17 protein-coding genes are annotated in these 19,682 nt (G+C 37.7%); 7 read left to right on the top strand and 10 right to left on the bottom strand.

All coding sequences use genetic code 11. From position 1 onward, the window contains the following. Positions 1–10 precede the first annotated feature (10 nt). The gene (locus LIV57_RS01945; RefSeq protein WP_047426932.1) at positions 11–1,369 is read right to left on the bottom strand and encodes a c-type cytochrome; all 1,359 of its coding nucleotides are present in this window, start codon (positions 1,367–1,369) and stop codon (positions 11–13) included. A gap of 184 nt (positions 1,370–1,553) precedes the next feature. On the opposite strand from LIV57_RS01945, the gene LIV57_RS01940 reads away from it, so the two are divergent. After that, entirely contained in the window at positions 1,554–2,111 is a 558-nt protein-coding gene (locus tag LIV57_RS01940; protein WP_227941202.1) for an SPOR domain-containing protein, read from the top strand. A 55-nt stretch (positions 2,112–2,166) separates the two neighbouring features. Here the strand turns inward: LIV57_RS01940 and LIV57_RS01935 are convergent, their stop codons facing one another. From LIV57_RS01935 to LIV57_RS01910, 6 genes are all read right to left on the bottom strand, one after another. Next, positions 2,167–3,444 carry a DUF6080 domain-containing protein gene (locus LIV57_RS01935; protein WP_227941201.1) on the bottom strand — a complete coding sequence of 426 codons (1,278 nt, stop codon included), beginning with the start codon at positions 3,442–3,444 and terminating at the stop codon, positions 2,167–2,169. Between the two features lie 74 nt (positions 3,445–3,518). Continuing rightward, complete coding sequence (locus LIV57_RS01930; RefSeq protein ID WP_227941200.1) at positions 3,519–4,334, bottom strand: T9SS-dependent choice-of-anchor J family protein; 816 nt, start codon at positions 4,332–4,334, stop codon at positions 3,519–3,521. 86 nt (positions 4,335–4,420) lie between these two features. Next, positions 4,421–5,962, bottom strand: a complete 1,542-nt coding sequence (locus LIV57_RS01925) for a protein adenylyltransferase SelO (RefSeq protein ID WP_227941199.1) — start codon at positions 5,960–5,962, stop codon at positions 4,421–4,423. Positions 5,963–6,037: 75 nt separating this feature from the next. Next, positions 6,038–8,416, bottom strand: a complete 2,379-nt coding sequence (locus tag LIV57_RS01920) for a transglycosylase domain-containing protein (RefSeq protein ID WP_227941198.1) — start codon at positions 8,414–8,416, stop codon at positions 6,038–6,040. Between the two features lie 6 nt (positions 8,417–8,422). After that, positions 8,423–8,887 (bottom strand): gliding motility lipoprotein GldH, encoded by a 465-nt coding sequence (locus LIV57_RS01915; protein ID WP_047426948.1) that lies wholly within the window; start codon positions 8,885–8,887, stop codon positions 8,423–8,425. Continuing rightward, positions 8,880–10,274: a stage 0 sporulation family protein gene (locus tag LIV57_RS01910; protein WP_227941197.1), complete on the bottom strand. Its 1,395-nt coding sequence runs from the start codon at positions 10,272–10,274 to the stop codon at positions 8,880–8,882. Before LIV57_RS01910 ends, LIV57_RS01915 begins: the two co-directional genes overlap by 8 nt. 430 nt (positions 10,275–10,704) lie before the next feature. On the opposite strand from LIV57_RS01910, the gene LIV57_RS01905 reads away from it, so the two are divergent. The 5 genes from LIV57_RS01905 (at position 10,705) to LIV57_RS01885 (ending at position 16,650) form a co-directional block, all read left to right on the top strand. Further along, on the top strand, positions 10,705–11,943 hold the full coding sequence (locus tag LIV57_RS01905) for an OmpP1/FadL family transporter (RefSeq protein WP_110009118.1): 1,239 nt from the start codon (positions 10,705–10,707) through the stop codon (positions 11,941–11,943). 13 nt (positions 11,944–11,956) lie between these two features. Then, positions 11,957–13,417 carry a G-D-S-L family lipolytic protein gene (locus LIV57_RS01900; protein ID WP_227941196.1) on the top strand — a complete coding sequence of 487 codons (1,461 nt, stop codon included), beginning with the start codon at positions 11,957–11,959 and terminating at the stop codon, positions 13,415–13,417. Positions 13,418–13,502: 85 nt separating this feature from the next. Further along, positions 13,503–14,441, top strand: coding sequence for a ribose-phosphate pyrophosphokinase (locus LIV57_RS01895; protein WP_110009120.1), 939 nt, complete (start codon positions 13,503–13,505; stop codon positions 14,439–14,441). Between the two features lie 56 nt (positions 14,442–14,497). After that, positions 14,498–15,145, top strand: coding sequence for a 50S ribosomal protein L25/general stress protein Ctc (locus tag LIV57_RS01890; RefSeq protein WP_110009121.1), 648 nt, complete (start codon positions 14,498–14,500; stop codon positions 15,143–15,145). A gap of 284 nt (positions 15,146–15,429) precedes the next feature. Continuing rightward, positions 15,430–16,650: an aminotransferase class V-fold PLP-dependent enzyme gene (locus LIV57_RS01885; RefSeq protein WP_227941195.1), complete on the top strand. Its 1,221-nt coding sequence runs from the start codon at positions 15,430–15,432 to the stop codon at positions 16,648–16,650. Positions 16,651–16,707: 57 nt separating this feature from the next. Here the strand turns inward: LIV57_RS01885 and LIV57_RS01880 are convergent, their stop codons facing one another. Then, the gene (locus tag LIV57_RS01880; RefSeq protein WP_227941194.1) at positions 16,708–16,833 is read right to left on the bottom strand and encodes a GNAT family acetyltransferase; all 126 of its coding nucleotides are present in this window, start codon (positions 16,831–16,833) and stop codon (positions 16,708–16,710) included. Between the two features lie 137 nt (positions 16,834–16,970). Between LIV57_RS01880 and LIV57_RS01875 the strand changes: the two genes are divergently transcribed. Continuing rightward, positions 16,971–17,792: a T9SS-dependent choice-of-anchor J family protein gene (locus LIV57_RS01875; protein WP_227941193.1), complete on the top strand. Its 822-nt coding sequence runs from the start codon at positions 16,971–16,973 to the stop codon at positions 17,790–17,792. A gap of 78 nt (positions 17,793–17,870) precedes the next feature. Here LIV57_RS01875 and hemE read toward each other — a convergent pair whose 3' ends face one another. Both hemE and LIV57_RS01865 read right to left on the bottom strand, forming a co-directional pair. Beyond that, positions 17,871–18,902: a uroporphyrinogen decarboxylase gene (gene hemE, locus LIV57_RS01870; RefSeq protein WP_227941192.1), complete on the bottom strand. Its 1,032-nt coding sequence runs from the start codon at positions 18,900–18,902 to the stop codon at positions 17,871–17,873. A gap of 41 nt (positions 18,903–18,943) precedes the next feature. Next, positions 18,944–19,627 (bottom strand): uroporphyrinogen-III synthase, encoded by a 684-nt coding sequence (locus LIV57_RS01865; protein WP_202841884.1) that lies wholly within the window; start codon positions 19,625–19,627, stop codon positions 18,944–18,946. Positions 19,628–19,682: the final 55 nt, after the last annotated feature.

Genomic DNA, 19,682 nt, shown 5'->3' with positions numbered 1-19,682 from the left:
TTTTTAGTTATTAATAATGACATTTACCACACTCAAGACCTCCAATTGCATCTACAGTGATCTTACCTCCATCTTGTGGATATTGTTTTTTCAACTTGTCATGTAGATTTTTGAAGTACTCTTTATTATAACCGTTGTTCATATCAACTTCAGTCGTTCTGTGGCACTCGATACACCATCCCATAGTAAAGTCGTTAGCCATCTGAACAACATTCATTGTATCAATTTTACCGTGACAAGCTTTACATACAACATCAATTTTGTTGTTAGGATTCTTTTTGTTGAAAGAATTGATGATCGCCTGTTCTCCAGCAATTACGTGCTGAGAGTGGTTGAAGTAAACGAAGTCTGGCATGTTGTGGATTCTTGTCCATTCAACCGGCTGTGTTTTTCCTGTGTACTGTTGTTTTGCAGGATCCCAACCTGTTGCTGCGTAGATCTTCTGGATTTCACCGTCATAGAATGCCTTGTCTTTTCCAGGCTCCATGTAGTGATCTGCGTTGTATTCAGAAATTGTTCTGTGACAGTTCATACAAACGTTCATAGAAGGAATTTCAGATACTTTTCCGTATTTAGCACTGGAGTGACATAACTGACAGTCAATTTTCTGTTCTCCGGCGTGGATTTTGTGAGAGAAGTAGATAGGCTGTTCAGGTTTGTACCCTTTGTAAACCCCGATCCACATTAGCCAGTTCCATACTCCGTAAGCGGCCAAAATAGCAAGGATTGCCAATAAACCTTTACCAATGAAGTGGAACTTCTCATACATTTCACTGAAAGAACGAACTCTTGTTTCATTAAGTCCGGCTAAATCTTCAGACTGACCTAGTTTTACCAATTGTCTTAGTTTTACCAAGATCCAAACCAGTAAACCTGCGATCGCTAAAAGTGAAATGATGACAACGTTTGTTGTAGTTTTGTCTGCAGGTGCTGCCGCAGTAGCGTCAGTTGCAGGAGTTGCTTCCGGCTTTTTCTCCTCCGGAGCAGGAGGGTTAGTTGTGAAAGCTAAAATGTCGTCAATATCCTTATCTGTAAGATTCGGAAAGACCTGCATTTCAGTCTTATTAAACTTTTCAAAAATCTCATTAGCGTATTTATCCCCAGAAGCTCTCAGAGCTTTGTTGTCTTTGATCCACTTGTGAAGCCAATCTTTGTCTACACCACCTTCTGTCTTTACTCGTTCTACAACCCCTTTTAATGGTGGTCCTACAACTTGTTTGTCCAGCGCGTGACATGCAGTACAATTCGCTTTGAAAAGTTTCTCTCCGTTTTTAGGATCGCCGTCTTGCCCGTAAAATGAAGCACTGGTTGATAGCAATAAGCCTATCGCGATCAACGTTTTTTTATAATGCTTTCTCCAACTAATCATTTAAATTATCTTATGTTAGTAAATTATTGAACATTCAATCAATTCCGCAAAAATAATATTTTTAACAGGAATTTAACGGTATATCGAAAAGGGAAAATATCATTTACGTTTAATTTGTATTGATTCTAAATAACCAGTTTGGTATAGTTTTTTAATTTGTATAAATTTGCGGAAACAAGTTTAAATGAGAAATCTAATCAAAATATTTTCGATATTATCATTATTCGGATTTTATAATATTGAAGCACAGCAAGTTGTTAAAAAGGATACCCTGTCAGGAACAGAGCTTGTAATGACAATGGATTCCAAAATAAATGCTGCTTTGGAAGGAATTGAAGGGAAATGTGCTAAAGCTGCGCCAACAAATTCTTCCAGAGATTTCAGTAATAATGATAGTGGAATTTCTACAGGAATAACTACAAAACCACCTAAGATCTTTGTGCCAAGCAGAGAACTTACCAATGCTGAAATCTGTAAGAAAAATCCTAGAATTTTAGGGTTTAAAATTCAGATTACAACAGTGAAAAGTAATGAAGAAGCCAATGAGGTGAAGTCTTATTTCAGAAAACGATTTCCCAACCTGAAAGTGGAAACAGATGCATCTTTAAGACCCAATTATAAGATTTTGGCCGGAAGTTATTTCACAAAACAAAGTGCTGCCAGTGATCTTTCCAGAATCAGAGAATACTTTAAATCTGCAGTAGCAGTACAGTATAGAATTTTCTGTGCCGAAGCAAAATAAGAAGAATTTATTTCAACATAAAAAAACAAAAAGCTGAGAATGTTTCTCAGCTTTTTTATTGGTAATAATGTTCCATAAACCAGAAAAATTCTGTCATTCTGAAAATATTAGTGGCGAGCAGATAAGTGAATAACACTACAACCGTTAATGTTAGCAATGACATGATTTTAGGTGATGATCTGTAAGCAAAAAAGAGCCATCCTAAAAGCAAAGGATATACAAAAACAAAATGTCCTCCGTAAATGTAGGAAGTATGAAGACCAAACCTCATCACACAATGGATCGCAATGTCAATGAAAAATGAAATGGCAATCACCTGAACCCATTTATTTTTGAAATTTTTACAATAACTCCAAATGATCAGAATCAACAGCAGGATTACAAAAAAGTAAGGAAACACTGATGAATAAAGGTCCATGTAAAGGCCCTTGAAATTAAAGCCTTTCATATTATGCTTGTCTGACATAATAAATCCGGGGAAAAGAATATTACCTCCGAAAAAGAACGAAAGAATCATATCCCATGTCGGCATCGACTTTACATTGGAGAACTTTTCATATTGCTGATTGGTTTTTGAAAAAATAGTCTGATATTTAAAATCAATTCTGTTCAAATAAAGAAGTACAAAACAGATCATAGAGACTGTCACTCTAAGCGCTGCATTTCCGAATTTTTTCCAGTTTCTGAAAAGTCCTTTTTCAAATAAAAGTGGGATGAAAACTTTTACAATGTTTGTAATGGTAAGCCCTCCGATAGTAATCCCAGCCAGTGATAAGGCGGTTGCAGGTATTTTCTCTTCCTTCTTTAGTTTTATTGCTGCATAGTGGTTGTATAATGAGAGTAAAAATAACGTGTAGGTGAAATTTTCCGGAGTGAATGACAAGATGATATTAGTGGAAAAAACTCCAAAGAATAATATGATTAAAAGGCTTAACCATAAAGGAAGGCAAATGATGTTCTTTACATATTTAAATACCTGAACAATATTCAATGTGATGATGATATTGCTGAACCATGCCAGCGTGAGTCTGAAGCTGGCATCCATTTTTCCTCCTGAAACAAATAATGAAAATTCTCTTACCCAGTTAAAAAAATAGTAGGACAGAGGATGTCTTTCAAAACTGCCTCCTGTCATAAGGATCGATTTATTATCAAAACTGAAATAAGCGTCCCATGGAATTCTGCTGTCAAAAATAATTCTGTAATGCAGGGCTATATAAGATCCTAATATTCCATAACAGATCATGAAAAACAGAAATACTGCCAGTTCGGTATAGGTGGATGGGAAAACCAGTTTTAAAAAATGGATAAATTTTGTTTTGATATAAGACACGTGTCAAATTTTTTGCAAAAGTAAAATAAAAAAACCACCAAAATTGGTGGTTGTAAAAGTTTGTATAAACGTTCTTACTGTTTGATTACTTTCTCGGTTTTGGATGTTCCATCAGAGAAGTCTACTTTTAGTAAGTAAGTTCCTTTTGGAAGTGACGAAATATCTAATTTGTCAGAAGAATTGTTAAGCACGGATTTTCCGCTCGCATCAATCACTGTGGCAGATTTTATTTTTTTATCTGCTCTGATGTTGATTTCTCCTTTTGTCGGATTCGGATAGATATTAGTAATGTCTTTTACTTTGGCATTGGTTTCCTGAGTAGATAATGTGCCATTTGCCAATACCTGTACATCATCTATTGAAAGGCTATCTGCGTCATTAGCTACATAATGGAATCTGAATTTAACATTGGCCTGTCCTGCATAGGAAGCTAAGCTCACCGTAATCGCGAGTGTTTCATAATCGATAAATAATCCATAGTTTTCTTCAACCCATACCTGGTTCCATGTGGTTCCTCCGTCAGTGGACACTTCTACTTTTAAATCTCCGTTAGGATTAGGATCAACCATGTATTCGTATCCTATTTTTGCGTTAAACTTCAGGACCGGGTTTGTTGTTCCCACTAAACTGAAAGAAGGACTTGTTAAGTGAGCATCCTGTGCCTGGGCAATCCATCCAATACCTGCAGATTTTCCACCTGTGATATTAAATGTTGCTTGTCCGGTTGCGTTGAAGATTGTGGTAGTGAATCCCCAAGGTCTTGAAGCCACATTTGTTCCCGTTGTCCATCCTGTTGGAGGAAATGTCGTGCCCTGAAAAGTCTCTGAGAGAATCTGCGCATTTCCCAATATAGAAGAGACTAAGAAGATGAATAGTAATTTTGTTTTCATTTGGTTTACGTTTAAAGTTGACAGTAAAAGTAATAAAAAAATGAAAATAATTACATGTTTTTTAATTTTTTATGAATAATAATCAATTATGAACTACATGAAAGTGTGGAACATCCCGCTGTATCATCATATCCCGACGGTCTTTTGACGGAGAATTCAGGGTAGATTTCCTGATATGGATTTTCAAGAGCTTTGGTAAGCTTTTCCAGCATTTCTTTTTTACCGTTGCTGATCTCTTCAATACATTCGTAAAGAAGATAATTTCGAAGGATGAATTTTGGATTTGATTTTTCCATCATGGCTAAAGATTCTTCTTTCGAAATAGAGTTTAATTCTAATCTTGATCTGTAACTTTTGATGAAATTATTAAGTTTTGCCACCTTTCCTTCGTCCAAAATAATATAAGAGACCTCTTTAAAATGCTCTGATATATTGGTTTCTTGTGTTGTTTTTACCAGTTGATTGAAAAACAGGGTATAATCCAGCTGAAGCTCTTGCATAAGACCTTGCCAGTTGGTGAAGAAATCCTCATCTTCTTTTCGCAGCTGATCAAATCCGAACTTTCTGCAAAGCATCTGGTCGTGGGCTTCCCAAAAATAGGTGCCAAAATTATTTAAAGTATCTTCCAAAAACTTTTCATCTTTGATTAATGGATGAATAGCATTGGCCAGCTGCCAAAGATTCCACTGAGCGATCTGTCCCTGTTTTCCGAAAGCATATCTTCTTCCTGGAAGATCTGTAGTGTTGGGAGTAAAATTCAAATCATATTCATCCATCATGGAATAGGGGCCGTAATCAATCGTTAATCCGAGAACAGACATGTTGTCTGTATTCATCACTCCGTGTACAAAGCCTACTCTGAACCATTCAACCAACAAGTCGGCAGTCCGGGTACATATATTTTCAAAGAAGTCTCTGTATTTTTTGTTGTCAGTTGATGTAATTTCCGGATAATAGTTTTCAATGGTAAAGTCGGCAAGCTCCTGAAGATTGTTGTATTCTCTTTGGGCAGACATGAGTTCAAAATGCCCGAAACGTAAAAAGCTTTCAGCAGTTCTGATAACCACTGCACCTTTTTCCAGTTTTGGATTTCCGTTATACATGATGTCACGCATTACATCTTCACCTGTGAAAGCCAGGCTAAGCGCTCTGGTTGTAGGAATACCCATATGATACATGGCTTCACTCATCAGGTATTCACGTACAGACGATCTTAATACGGCTCTTCCATCGGCATGTCTGGAGTAGGGTGTTGCTCCGGCTCCTTTCCATTGAATCTCGGTCTTTTTTCCTGCCTCATTGATAATTTCACCGGCAAGAATGGCTCTTCCGTCTCCAAGCTGTCCTGCCCAGTTTCCGAACTGATGTCCTGCATAAGCCGTGGCATAGGTTCGAACGTTTTCCGGAAGGTTATTTCCCACCAGAAAGTCCAGGTCTTTATCTTCATATTTTCCCAAGCCTATTTCCTCTGATAGTGCTTCGTTAAAAGCTATCAGTTCAGGTTTATCAAAGCCTGCAGGTTTAATGGTGGCAAATAAAACCTTTGGAGTGTTTCTCTGCATAGGGTTGTTGGAAAAATCACCGGGAAAAGTTTCAATAAATGGCTGTCTGATGCGTTCGATATTCATGCTTCAAAGGTATTAATTATAAAAGAAAAGACCTTCCAGATTATTGAAAGGTCTTGTATATTTCTAAAAGAGAAATTATTTATTGAAATCTACTTCATCATTAGAATGAAGGTTTTCATTGATATTATCCTCTTTCTTTTCTGTTGGTTTTTTAGGCGTTGGATCTACTGGCCTTGGATTTTTGATCTCATCAATGGTTTGAAGGCTTCCTTCATCTCCATATCCTCCGCTTAATCCTTTAAGGTTTGAACATCCGTCTTTCCAGTCTGAAGGTTTTACGAACTTGTCATCAGGAGTAACTCCCAGGCTCTTATCTGCCCATACTTTCTTCATGAAAATTGCCCAGATCGGTAATGCCATTCTTGCCCCCTGACCTTCTCCTGTTCCAAAGAAGTGGGTTGCTCTGTCTTCCCATCCAACCCATGCTCCGGTTGCCAGTTTTGGAGTAATTCCCATAAACCATCCATCAGAGTTGTTCTGAGTTGTTCCTGTTTTGGCAGCAATTTCTACTGCTTTTGAGATTCCTCTTCTTCCCAGCTCTCCGGAAGCGGTTCCGTATTGTGCAACACCTTTCATCAGTTCAATCATGGTGTAAGCATACATTGGGTTCATTACTTCCTTAGGCTCCACGTTTACTTCCTTGATAACTCTACCATTGGCATCTTCAATTCTCCAGATCATTTCTGGTTTGTTATAGTTACCATAGTTGGCAAAAGTACTGTAAGCACCAAGCATTTCATAAATTGTAATGTCTGATGAACCTAAGGCGATGGTATTGTTTCTCGGAATATCTTCTGTTACTCCCAGATCTCTTGCCGTCTGGATTACAGCATCTACTCCTGTCATTTCAATAAGTCTTGCGGCAACAGGGTTTTGAGAATGTGCCAATGCATCTTTTAAAGTTAGCATTCCGCCTCTTCCCGGTACATGCCATCCGTTATGATCGTAAGTTCCGTTAGAAACAGCCGAACAAGGGGTCATTCCCAGTTTCATAATCGCAGTGGCATATACGAAAGGCTTGAATGTAGATCCCACCTGTCTTTTACCTTGCTTGATGTGGTCATATTGGAAGTGCTGCCAGTCTATACCTCCTACCCAGGCTTTGATCTCCCCGGTTCCCGGAACCATAGACATCAAACCTGCCTGTGCAATTTGTTTGTGATATCTGATAGAATCCCATGGAGACATTTCAACCTCTTCTTCTCCGGCCCATGTGAATCGTGAAGTTTTGATTGGTTTCTTGAACTCCATCATAATAGAATCTTCAGGCATTCCGTCAGCTTTCAGCAATTTGTAACGGCCGGTTCTTTTCATAGCCTGAACCATCACATCATTGATTTGTTTGTCGTTCAGATAGTAGAAAGGTCTGTTCTTTCTTCCTCGCTGTTCTGCATCAAATCTTTTTTGAAGATCTGTTAAATGTTCCTTAATTGATTCTTCTGCGTATTTCTGCATTTTAGAATCAAGGGTTACATATATTTTTAAACCGTCTTTATAAAGGTTAAGTTTTTTACCGGTTTCTTTTTCATGAGCCTCAAGATATTTATCAATCTCTTTTCTCAGATAAAATTTGTAATAAGCAGAATATCCGTCAGTGATACTTTTAATAGGGTGGAAATCCACTTCTATTGGTGTATTGGCTGCTTTTTCATAGGTTGCCGCATCAATATATCCGGTCTTCTGCATTTGATCCAATACTACATTCCTTCTTTCTTTAGCCTTTTCAGGATACCTGTAAGGGTTATTTTTTCTTGGGTTCTCAAGCATGGCTACAAAGGTTGCAGCTTCAGGTAATGTAAGCTCGGAAGTTTTCTTGTTAAAGTAAACTCTGGAAGCCATTTCAATACCATTGGCATTGAAAAGAAAATCGAATTTATTGAAATAAAGAGTGATGATCTCTTCTTTGGTGTATCTTTTTTCAAGGCTTACTGCTACAACCCATTCTTTCAGCTTCTGGAATGCTCTTTGAACTTTATTCTGAGAAGCATTTCCTGTGAAAAGAAGTTTGGCAAGCTGCTGGGTGATGGTAGAACCTCCACCACGTCCACCACCATAAGCTACGGCTCTGGCAACGGAATATAAATCGATTCCTGAGTGTTCTTTGAAACGCTCATCTTCTTTAGCCTGTAGAGCATAAATAAGATAAGGAGGAAGGTCCTTATAAACAATTGGCTGAGTTTTTTCTTTTTCGAATTTACCCAAGGTTACTCCGTCTGAAGAAATGATCTCAGAAGCAACAAAGATGTCCGGGTTTTCAAGTTCTTTTACATCAGGCATTTCACCAAGGAATCCCTGGGAAACCGAAAAGAAAAGTCCTGAAATTCCAAGAACTACCGCAATGAGTCCTATCCAAATAAATGAAACCCATTTTCTCCAGGAGGTATCTTTCTTTTTCTTGGGAGGCAGAGGAAATGTTTTCCCCTTATTTCCTGCATTTTTTTTGTTTTCTTCCATTTATGGTTACGGTTTAGCCGTTTCTATTTTTACCCCAATGTCCTCAATTCCCGGAAGGTTGTCGTTTCTCATCGCCTGGGTAAGGCCGATTTCATATTTTCCTTTTCCCGGAAACTGGTAATTTACTTTATACTGAAATAAAGTTTCCTTCGTATCACCAAACCCTGTACCAAGCCATTCTCCGTTGGGTTTTGCCAGAACATAATTCAAGGTGTCTGTTTCCTTTTTTTTGTTCTGGAGATTGGTGAAATTCACTATAAACCTTATATTGCTGTAAGGATAATTGTTGTTATTTCTTACAACAAATATAATATTTTTAGGATTCTGCGGATCTGAAATTTCAAGATTAAATTTTTGTTCACTTTTCTTATTCCATTTGTTATCAACGGAATTCATGATGATGTCTCCTCCTGAGGAAGAGTTACAGCTAAAGAAAAGGATAAGTGACAGTAATCCTAAAATTTTATGCATTATTATCTTTTTTTGGAGGATATCTCTTTTTGAACTTCTTCTTGTTTGGATTGCTCTGTGGCTTCTTATCAGCATCAGAATTATTCACTGCTTTTTCCACAGGTGCTTTTTGCTGTGGGTGCTGCTTTTGAGGTTTTGGCTGATTGGCAGACTGGGCATTTGGGTTTTCGGTTTTTTCAGATCTTTCCGGCCTGTCGTTTTTCTCCGGTCTGTTTCTTTTTTGTCCTTGTCCCTGACCTTGGTTTTGTGATCCCTGTTGTCCGTTATTCTGCTTATTCCTGTTTCTGTTTCCTCTGTTTTTCTTCTCAAATCTGTCCACATTATTTTCCTGGATCAGGTCAATAGTATGAGTAGAGGCTTCCGGCTGTTTCAAATCTTCAAGAGGAAGCGTTTTTTCACCTCTTTTGTTTTTTGAAATCAGTTTTTTAACAAGATCAATATCGAAATCATACCATGCGATTGAACTATCCACGTAAGCAAACCACATTTTCTTTTTGAAAACATCAATTTTGATACAGAATGCTTTTCCTTTCTCTGTTTCCAAAGTAGTTGAAGAAGAAGGGAAATTGCTTAACGCATCCAGATAGCTGTCAAGCTCATAGTTAAGACAGCACTTAAGCTTACCGCACTGTCCTGCAAGTTTCTGAGGGTTGATGCTCAGCTGTTGATATCTTGCAACATTGGTGTTTACAGACCTGAAATCTGTAAGCCATGTTGAGCAGCAAAGTTCACGTCCGCAAGACCCGATTCCGCCCACTTTGGCGGCTTCCTGTCTAAAACCGATTTGTTTCATATCGATCTTGGTACGGAAAGCTCCGGCGTAATCTTTGATTAATTGTCTGAAATCCACTCGGTTATCAGCGGTGTAATAAAAGGTGATTTTTGAAGCATCCCCCTGATATTCCACATCAGTAACTTTCATTTCAAGGCCTAATCTTTGTGCAATTTTTCTTGCTTCAAGCTTTACGCCATCTTCTTTTTTTCTTGCTTCCTGCCATACCTCAAGGTCTTTTTGGTTGGCCTGTCTGTATATTTTGAGTGCCGATTCTTCAGAAAACTTTTTCTTTTTCATCTGAATCTTTACTAATTCTCCCGTAAGGCTTACTACGCCTACATCGTGTCCCGGACTTGATTCTACTGTAATTACGCTACCTATATGTAAAGGAATATTATTTACATTTTTATAAAACGATTTTCTGTCATTTTTAAACCTAACTTCTACAAAATCACACCTGTTCGGTGCCGGATTGTTGATGTTAGAAAGCCAGTCAAAAACACTTAATTTATAACTATTCCCGCAGGTATTTACATTTTCACAGCCATTTGCGGTTTTTTTAGGGCCGCAAGAATGTGCAGAATCGCCGGATGTTTTACATCCACAACTCATATTTTCTATTATTTATAATCTGCAAATTTATGTATTTTTATCTTTATGCGATTCTAAAATACTTAAATAAGCTGAATTCGGCATAAAACATTTTCACATTTTGACTAAGAATGATGACTGTAGACTTAACCAGATGCTAATATTTATTCTATTTTGTTTCCTTTAACATTTATTATCTTTTTACTTTTCTGTATTGCTTTTTTATAGCATTATTGTTTAGTTTTAAACAACCGTTTAAAACTAAACAATGAATATGACTTGGTTTATCAACTGCTTTAAATAGTTAATAATGATTATTTTGTATTTTATTTTCTTCGAGGTGTTATTTTAAACATAGTTTTCTTTTGCAATATTGTTTAAAATATTAGGAAATATTAACAGACGTATTCAAAATAATTTTATATTTGGCTTATATATATAATAATAGTCTATGAAAAAAATATTAGTATCAACTGCTTTATTGGCGGGAGTTCTATCTTATGCAGGAGGCTTCAGAGTTTCCCTGCAGGGGGTAAAACAATTGGCAATGGCGCATACTAGTGCTCATGCCGAAGACGCGAGTGTGACATTCTTTAACCCGGCGGGTATGTCATTTATCCCTTCCAAGCTGAGTGTAGTGGCAGGAGGGTTTGGTGCAAGTAATAAAGTTACTTTTCAAAACTTCAATACTTTACAAAGTGCAGAAACAGATAACCCTATAGGAACACCTATATATGCTGCAATTACTTATAGACCCATAGAGAAACTTACCGTAGGGTTCAGTTTTTCAACGCCTTTTGGAAGTACAATCAAATGGCCTGATAACTGGGAAGGTAAGGAATTGGTACAGAAAATGGAGCTGAAAAGTTTCTATTTCCAGCCAATGGTCTCTGTAAAATTGGCTCCATGGGTATCTTTTGGTGCCAGCTATATCTACGCAAGAGGAAAAGTAGATTGGGACAAGGCTGTGACTCAATTTGACGGAAAGGTTAATATTAATGACGATAATGCAACCGGCCACGGATATGGATTCGGTTTCTATTTCAGGCCTGACCCGAAATTAGATGTGAGTATTGCATACCGTTCAGCAATCGATATGAAAGCTAAATCAGGAACTGCTACATTCCAGTTCCCTTCTCAATCTGTTTATAATCAGCTAAAACTGAATGCTGCAGGACAAGATGGTTTCTCAGCAACGTTGCCATTGGTTGAAGAATATACCATTGGTCTGACTTATAAGATAACACCGAAGTGGCAGGTTTCTGCAGACTTTAACTATCACGGATGGGAAAGATACAGCAAACTTACATTGGATTTCGAGAATGCGCCTATCGGAAACAATCCGTCAGACCCAACGATTCTTACCAATCCTAAGAACTTCAAAAACTCCAAAACTTTCAGACTGGGAACCCAGTATGCATTCACCAATATGATCTACGGACGTTTGGGAGCTTATTATGATGAAGCACCTTATACTACGGATAACTTTATCCCGGAAACTCCTTCATACGATACCTATGTGGTTACAGGTGGGGTAGGCTTCAAGCTGAAGCAGTTCGGAATTGATGTTGCCGGAGGATATGCAATGCCTCAGTACAGAAAGGTGAATAATGTTAATATAGGGCTTAACGGACAGTCAAAAGCAACTGCTTTCTACTTTGGTCTAGGTTTCTCTTATAATCCATTTTAATTTTAGAAGAACTATGAAAAAAATTATAATATCGACAATGGCAGTTTCTGCACTTCTTTTTACAGTAAGCTGTAATACGGATTTCGATACGGATGTGAAAGATATCCCGGTAACAAAAGGAGACGCAGACTTTTCAAAATATATATCGTTAGGAAACTCATTAACTGCTGGTTATAGAGATGGAGCACTTTACAGCAGTGGACAGAATGAATCTTATCCAAGCATGATTGCAGCGCAAATGCAATTAGCAGGTGGAGGAGCTTTTAAACAGCCAATGATGCCTAATGACACAGGAGGGTTTACCAATTTATTTAACCCAGCAACAGGAGATTTTGCAGGTAAATATGTGTTAAGTGTGGTAAACGGAGCATTAACTCCCGGTCCAACAGCTCCAGGAGCAGCATTAGATAATGTTTCTGCTGGTGGTCCTTACCAGAATATGGGAGTTCCGGGAGCAAGAGTAGCGCATTTACTGGCTCCGGGATATGGGAATCCAGCCGGATTAATCTCTACGCCTGCTACTGCAAATCCATATTTCGTAAGGTTTGCGTCATCAACAACAACTTCAGTAGTAGAAGATGCCCTAAAACAAGACCCAACCTTCATTTCTTTATGGATAGGAAATAATGATGTTTTATTATATGCAACTTCAGGAGGAGCTGATCCAAATGTTCCGATTACGCCAGTAGATGGTGCTGTAGGGGTAGGGTTCAGTAATACCTATGCTTATTTAGTAGATAAACTATTCCCTGCCGGTACAAAAAGAAAAGGTGTTATTGCTAATATTCCTACAGTTACCAATGTCCCTTACTTTACGAGAATTCCTGCTATGCCTCTTACGGGTTTGACAGATGCTCAGGTGACTCAGCTGAATACAGGATATGCTCAGTATAACGCAGGATTGCTTCAGGCTAAAACCTTAGGAGCGATCAGCGATGCGGAATATCAGAGAAGGTTAATTAAATTTACTGCCGGAGCAGCAGTCAACGGAGCTGTAATTGTAGATAAAGATCTGTCAACTGTTCCAGGACTTCCAAAATACAGACAAACAACAGCCAAGGATTTAATTCTTTTACCAGCTAGTAAAGTGCTAACTCCACAGGCTGGAGGAGGTACTTCAGTACCATTAGAAGATAAGCTTGTCCTTACTGAAGCTGAGACTGCAAAAGTTCTTGCTGCTACTGCAGGGTATAACACAGCGATAAAAAAAGCCGCAACGGACAAAGGTCTTGCCTATGTGGATATGGATGCAAAAATGATGGAATTGAATTCTAAATCAGGAATTATTTGGGATGGAGTAAAATATACGGCGACATTTGTAACTGGCGGAGCGTTCTCTTTAGACGGAGTTCACCTGACAGGACGCGGATATGGTATTGTTGCTAATGAATTTATTAAATCTATCAATGCTAAATACAATTCTACACTTCCACAGGTAGATCCGAACAAATATTCAGGAGTTAAATTCCCTTAATAATTGATAAAATAAAAACTTAGAAACCACAGGAGTAAATCTTGTGGTTTTTTTTTAAATTTGCAAAATCTTTTAAAAAGTAAAAATGGCCGATCAGTTAAGTTATCTATTTTGTACAAGAACCAGCAGGGACTTGGCAGAGAAAATTGCCCAGAATTATGGGAAAGAATTAGGAAAAATCAACTTTCAGGAGTTCAGCGATGGGGAATTTGAGCCTGTTTTGGACGAATCTGTAAGAGGAGGAAGAGTTTTCCTGATTGGATCTACATTCCCTCCTGCAGACAATCTTTTGGAACTTCTTCTAATGATTGATGCAGCAAAAAGAGCTTCTGCAAAGAGCATCACCGTAGTAATTCCTTACTTTGGTCTTGCCAGACAGGACAGAAAAGACAAACCAAGAGCGCCGATCGGTGCAAAATTAGTTGCCAACCTTCTTACTGCAGCAGGAGCAACAAGAATCATGACAATGGACCTTCATGCAGATCAAATCCAGGGATTCTTCGAAATTCCGGTAGATCACCTGTATGCCTCTACTATTTTCGTAGACCATATCAGGTCTTTGAATCTTGATAATCTTACCATTGCTTCTCCGGATATGGGAGGTGCGAAAAGAGCGAAAAACTATGCCGGTCACCTGGGTGCTGAAGTAGTAATTGCTTATAAGGAAAGAAAAAAAGCAAACGTTGTAGAAGAAATGTTCCTTATTGGTGATGTTACAGGTAAAAACGTAATCCTTATTGATGATATGATTGATACTGCAGGTACACTTTGCAAAGCTGCAGATATCTTAATTGAAAAAGGAGCAAAAACAGTAAGAGCTATGGCTACTCACGGAGTGCTTTCTGGAAAGGCTTACGAGAATATTGAGAACTCAAAATTGCTGGAAGTTATTGTAACTGACTCAATTCCTGTTAAAAATAATTTGTCATCTAAAATAAAAGTGCTATCTTGCGCCCCGTTATTTGCAGACGTTATGACAATGGTTCATGAACATAAATCAATTAGTAGTAAATTTGTTATTTAATTGATTTTAAATAAATTGCAAATTAAAATTAGAACAATTTTTTAAATTTTTTATAAATGAAATCTATTACAATTCAAGGTACAAAAAGAGAAAGCGTGGGCAAAAAGTCTACAAAAGCTTTACGTGATGCTGAATTAGTTCCTTGTGTTGTTTATGGAGGTGAAGCACCTTTGAACTTCTCTGCTGAAGAGAGAGCTTTCAAAGGATTAGTATACACTCCTGAAGCACACACGGTATCTATTGAGGTTGACGGAAAAACAATTCCAGCTGTTCTTCAGGATATTCAGTTCCACCCGATTACTGACAAAATTCTTCACGTTGACTTCTATCAGTTATCTGATGATAAGCCAGTGATCATGGAAGTTCCGGTAAGAATTACAGGACGTTCAAAAGGTGTTGTAGCTGGTGGTGTTTTACGTCAGTCTTTCAGAAAACTAAAAGTAAAAGCTATCCCTGCTAACCTACCTGACGAAGTAGTAGTTGATGTTACTCCATTAAGAATTGGTAACAAACTTTACATCGGTGGTATCAAAACAGAAGGATATTCTTTCATGCACCCTGACAATGCAGTAGTAGTTGCTGTTAAGATGTCTAGAAATGCAATGAAAGGAGGTGCAGCAATGCAGGATGATGATGAGGATGAAGAAGTTGCAACTGAAGAAGGTGCAGCTCCTGAAGCAGCAGCTGAAACTGCAGCAGAATAAGAATTGCTTATTTAAACAATATAAGAACCCGTCAGTTATGGCGGGTTTTTTATTTGATAACGAGTAAGCAGGATACCTGAACAATCTGGTAGGCTGCTTTCAATTTTGTCTTTTTGCCCTTTAGTAATTTCATCTTTTGTTTTATTGGCTTTCTTCACCTTACCCTATTGAATATTTCTATCAACAGATAGCGATCAGTACCCAACCCCATGCTTCCTTTCGGAAAAAAAGCCGTAAATTTGAAGAGTTCTAAATAAGGACGTTTTAATTTAAAAAATAAATAAATGTTTGACATTCAGGAAATAAGAAACCAGTTTTCTATATTGGACAGAGAAGTGAACGGTAAGCCTTTGGTTTATCTGGATAATGCAGCTACATCCCAAAAACCAAATTCAGTTTTGGAAGTCTGTCACGCATATTATACAGAACTTAATGCTAATGTTCACAGAGGGATTCATACATTGAGCCAGCTGGCAACAGAAGAAATGGAGCTTTCAAGAAGAAAAATTCAGAAATTCATCAATGCTGAACATGACTTTGAGGTGATTTTTACCAAGGGAACAACAGAAGGGTTGAACCTCATCGCTTATATTTTAACACAGAAACTGCAGAAAGATGATGAAATCATTATTTCATATCTGGAGCACCATTCCAATATTGTTCCATGGCAGATGCTGTGTGAAAGAACCGGAGCGAAACTACGCGTGATTCCTATTGATGAAAACGGAATCCTTCAGATGGATTATTTTGATCAGTTTTTGAGTGAAAAAACGAAGGTTGTTTCTGTAAACCAGGTTTCCAATGCATTAGGTATTGTGAATCCGATTGAAGAAATTATTGCCAAAACAAGAAAAAATACGGATGCCTATGTTGTGATAGACGGAGCTCAGTCTGCTCCGCACTTCAATATTGATGTGCAGAAGCTGGATTGTGATTTCTTTGTATTCTCAGGTCATAAAATGTATGCTCCGATGGGAACAGGTATTTTATATGGAAAACAAGAAATATTAGAAGCTTTACCACCTTTTCATGGAGGAGGAGAGATGATTGCAACCTGTTCTTTCGATGGTACCACCTATGCAGGTCTTCCATTCAAATATGAAGCGGGAACACCGAATGTAGGCGGGAATATTGCTTTAGGTGCTGCTGTTGATTTCATGAATAGAGTAGGTCATACCCATATTCAGAATCATGAAAATGCTTTATTGGAATATGCGCAAAGGCAGCTTTTGGAAATTGATGGTATTAAAATTTATGGTGAAAAAGCGAAGAGAACCGGGGTTGTTTCTTTTAATCTGGAAGGAGTAGGAATTGCCTCCGATGTAGGAATGATTCTTGATAAAATGGGGATCGCTGTAAGGACAGGACACCACTGTACACAGCCTATTATGAACTTCTTTAATATTGCCGGAACAGTGAGAGCAAGTTTTGCTGTTTATAATACTTTCGAAGAAATTGATGCTCTGGTAGAAGGCGTTAAAAAAGCACAGAGAATGTTGAGCTAATCAATATTGGATGTCAATCATATAAAATTAAAAGCAGCTGTTGAGCTGCTTTTTTTATTAGTCTATTGGAACACAATAGCATCTGCCATCAATAATAACCTGGTAATAACCGATTGCGCACTCAAGGCAGATTTCTCCTCCTGCCATGATGCTTTTCATCTTTTCTTTGTTTAGTTTTTTCATATGATGTGATTTAATGGTTAAACATAAAATTCTGATATTTTCTAATAATTTTATGTAATGTATTGATTTTATATATAATTATTAATGTTTTATGAAAAATATTTCGCTAATTTTATATAAACATCAAATATTTTATTATGAAAAAATTCTTTATTCTATTATTGTCGATTTGTGGTCTGTGTGATGCACAAGTCTTTTCTGAAAATTTCAACGGAAATGCTTTGCCGGCCGGGTGGACGGTAGAGAATCCAGATAATTCATTTAACTGGAATGTGGGTGCCCAGAATGGTTTCGCTGGCTTTCCCGATGGAGCAGCTTTTTTTGATGATGATGATGCAGGACCATCCGTAGTTAATACGAATGCCAGACTGATTTCTCCTGTAATTAATCTGACCGGAGTAGTAAATCCAAAGCTCTCGTTTAATTATGCCAATATGATTGATAATCTTGATTCTACTTTAAAAGTTGAGGTTTTCAATGGAACTTCCTGGATTCAGGTTTTTACTTTTTCAGGTGACGCAGGAATATGGGACCTTGATTTTAATACCTTTACATTTGTAGTAACCAGTTATGATACTGCCGTCAATATAGATCTGACACCCTATGCTAACGCAGCTTTTAAATTAAGATTTGTTTATGATGATGCCGGAGATTATTCTTACGGTGTTGTAATAGATAATGTAAAGATTACAAGCGGCCTCCTAGCAACGTCAGAAGTTTCGTATACAGATCATATAGATGTCTATCCGAATCCGGTTAAGGGGGATTTTTATATTAAACAAAGCTCTCAAAGTAAGTTTGAAAAGATTTCTGTGATTGACGAGTCAGGAAAACTTGTGAAAACATTTAATAAAGCATCTGATTCCTATGACTTATCAGATCTGCCAAAAGGAGTCTATATTATAATGATCAGTAGTCCTGATGGAAAAGTTGTTAAAAAGAAAGTGATGAAGGAATAGTCATTAAAAAAGTAATTCTAACAAAAAACCCTTATAGAATGCCTATAAGGGTTTTGTATATTTTCAAAAGAAATAATCTTATACATTCGGTTTCCAGTCAACCACTGCTCTGATGAATGCTTCCGCATTTTCCACAGGAACATTCGGTAGAATTCCGTGACCTAAATTGGCGATGTATCTGTCTTTTCCAAAACGGTTGATCATCTCATTCACCATCTTCTTAATCGTTTCAGGTGTTGAGTGAAGTCTTGCAGGATCAAAATTTCCCTGTAGAGTCATCGTATGGTTTGTTAAAGTTCTTGCGAATTCCGGCTTAATAGTCCAGTCTACACCAAGAGCCGAAGCCTTAGACATTGTCATATCTTCCAGTGCGAACCAGCATCCTTTCCCAAATACGACAACGTGAGTAAGCGGGCTTAATGCTTCAACAATCTGATTGATGTACTGCCATGAGAACTCCTGATAATCCGTAGGAGAAAGCATTCCTCCCCAGGAATCGAAAACCTGTACGGCAGAAACTCCTTTTTCTACTTTTCTCTTTAAATAAGCGATTGTAGTATCTGTGATTTTCTGTAATAATAAATGTGCTGCTTCAGGCTGTTGGAAACAGAAAGATTTTGCAATATCAAAAGCTTTGCTTCCTTTTCCTTCTACACAGTAGCAAAGAATAGTCCATGGAGAACCGGCAAAACCGATCAATGGAATATCATTGTCCAACTTCTGAAGGGTAAGTTCAATAGCATCAAAAACGTAACCTAAAGTGTCATTCACATCCGGAATTTCAATATTCTGAACCTGTTCCATCGTTCTGATGGGAGTATCCAGCCAAGGGCCAACAGATTCTTTCATTTTGAAATCAATTCCCATTGCCTGAGGAACTACCAGGATATCAGAAAACAGAATCGCGGCATCCAGAGGAAATCTGCGGATAGGCTGCAGAGTAATCTCAGCGGCAAGTTCAGGAGTCTGACATCTTGTAAAGAAATCATACTGATCTCTTAAAGCAATGAATTCCGGCAGATATCTTCCAGCCTGCCTCATCATCCAGACAGGAGGTCTTTCAACGGTTTCTCCGCGAAGTGCTTTTAAATATAGGTCGTTTTTTATCATAATCTATTGTAACTAATATTACCGGCATCCGGTAACAGATTCTAAATCCTACTTCCGATTTCTTTTCTGATCAATGCAAATATCGATGTCAGAGTATTTTCTTCCGAAGTAAAAATTTCTTCCTGCGTATAATTTCTCAGTTCACCGGAAGTGGTTTCGCCAATTGAAAAAAGCTTCATGCCTTCCAGAGAATTTCGCCTTGCAAAACTACGAACTCCGCTCGGACTAAAAAATACTGCAGCATGATATTTTTCAGTTATTACAGGATGAGTTTCCTCAGTATTATAAATTGTAACTTTTTTGTACTTAATGTTTTGTAACGGAAGGTCTTTGTCCAGAACATTGATGGCAAGATTGCCACAGAAGTGCAGGAACTGCTCGTGCTGGCATTTTCCGATAATGAATCGCGAAAGAGTTTCAGCATTTTTCAGTACCTTAAATGTTCCAAAACCATGCTTTCTCAGCTCTCTTTTAGTCTTTTCACCTACACAATAGATTTTGTTGTAGTTTTTTGCGGTAAAATCTTCATTGGGTTTGAATCTGTTTTTAAAAAAAGAAGCCACTCCATTGACGCTGGTAAAAATCAGAGAGTAGTTTTTCAGATCAAAAGGATTGATCATAATAGGGCTGGTCTTAATTACCTCAACACAGTCAACCAAAATATCCTCTCCTAATTCTTTGGATATAATAGATGGGTCTATATTTTTGGTAAATAAGATTTTCATGTCTGTAAAATTAAGAAAATGAAAAAGTGTGGCTAAAGGAATGTATGTAAATCTG

The sequence above is a fragment of the Chryseobacterium sp. X308 genome (assembly GCF_020733145.1).
Lineage (GTDB): Bacteria > Bacteroidota > Bacteroidia > Flavobacteriales > Weeksellaceae > Chryseobacterium > Chryseobacterium cupriresistens.
This window is presented reverse-complemented; position numbering and strand designations above follow the sequence as displayed.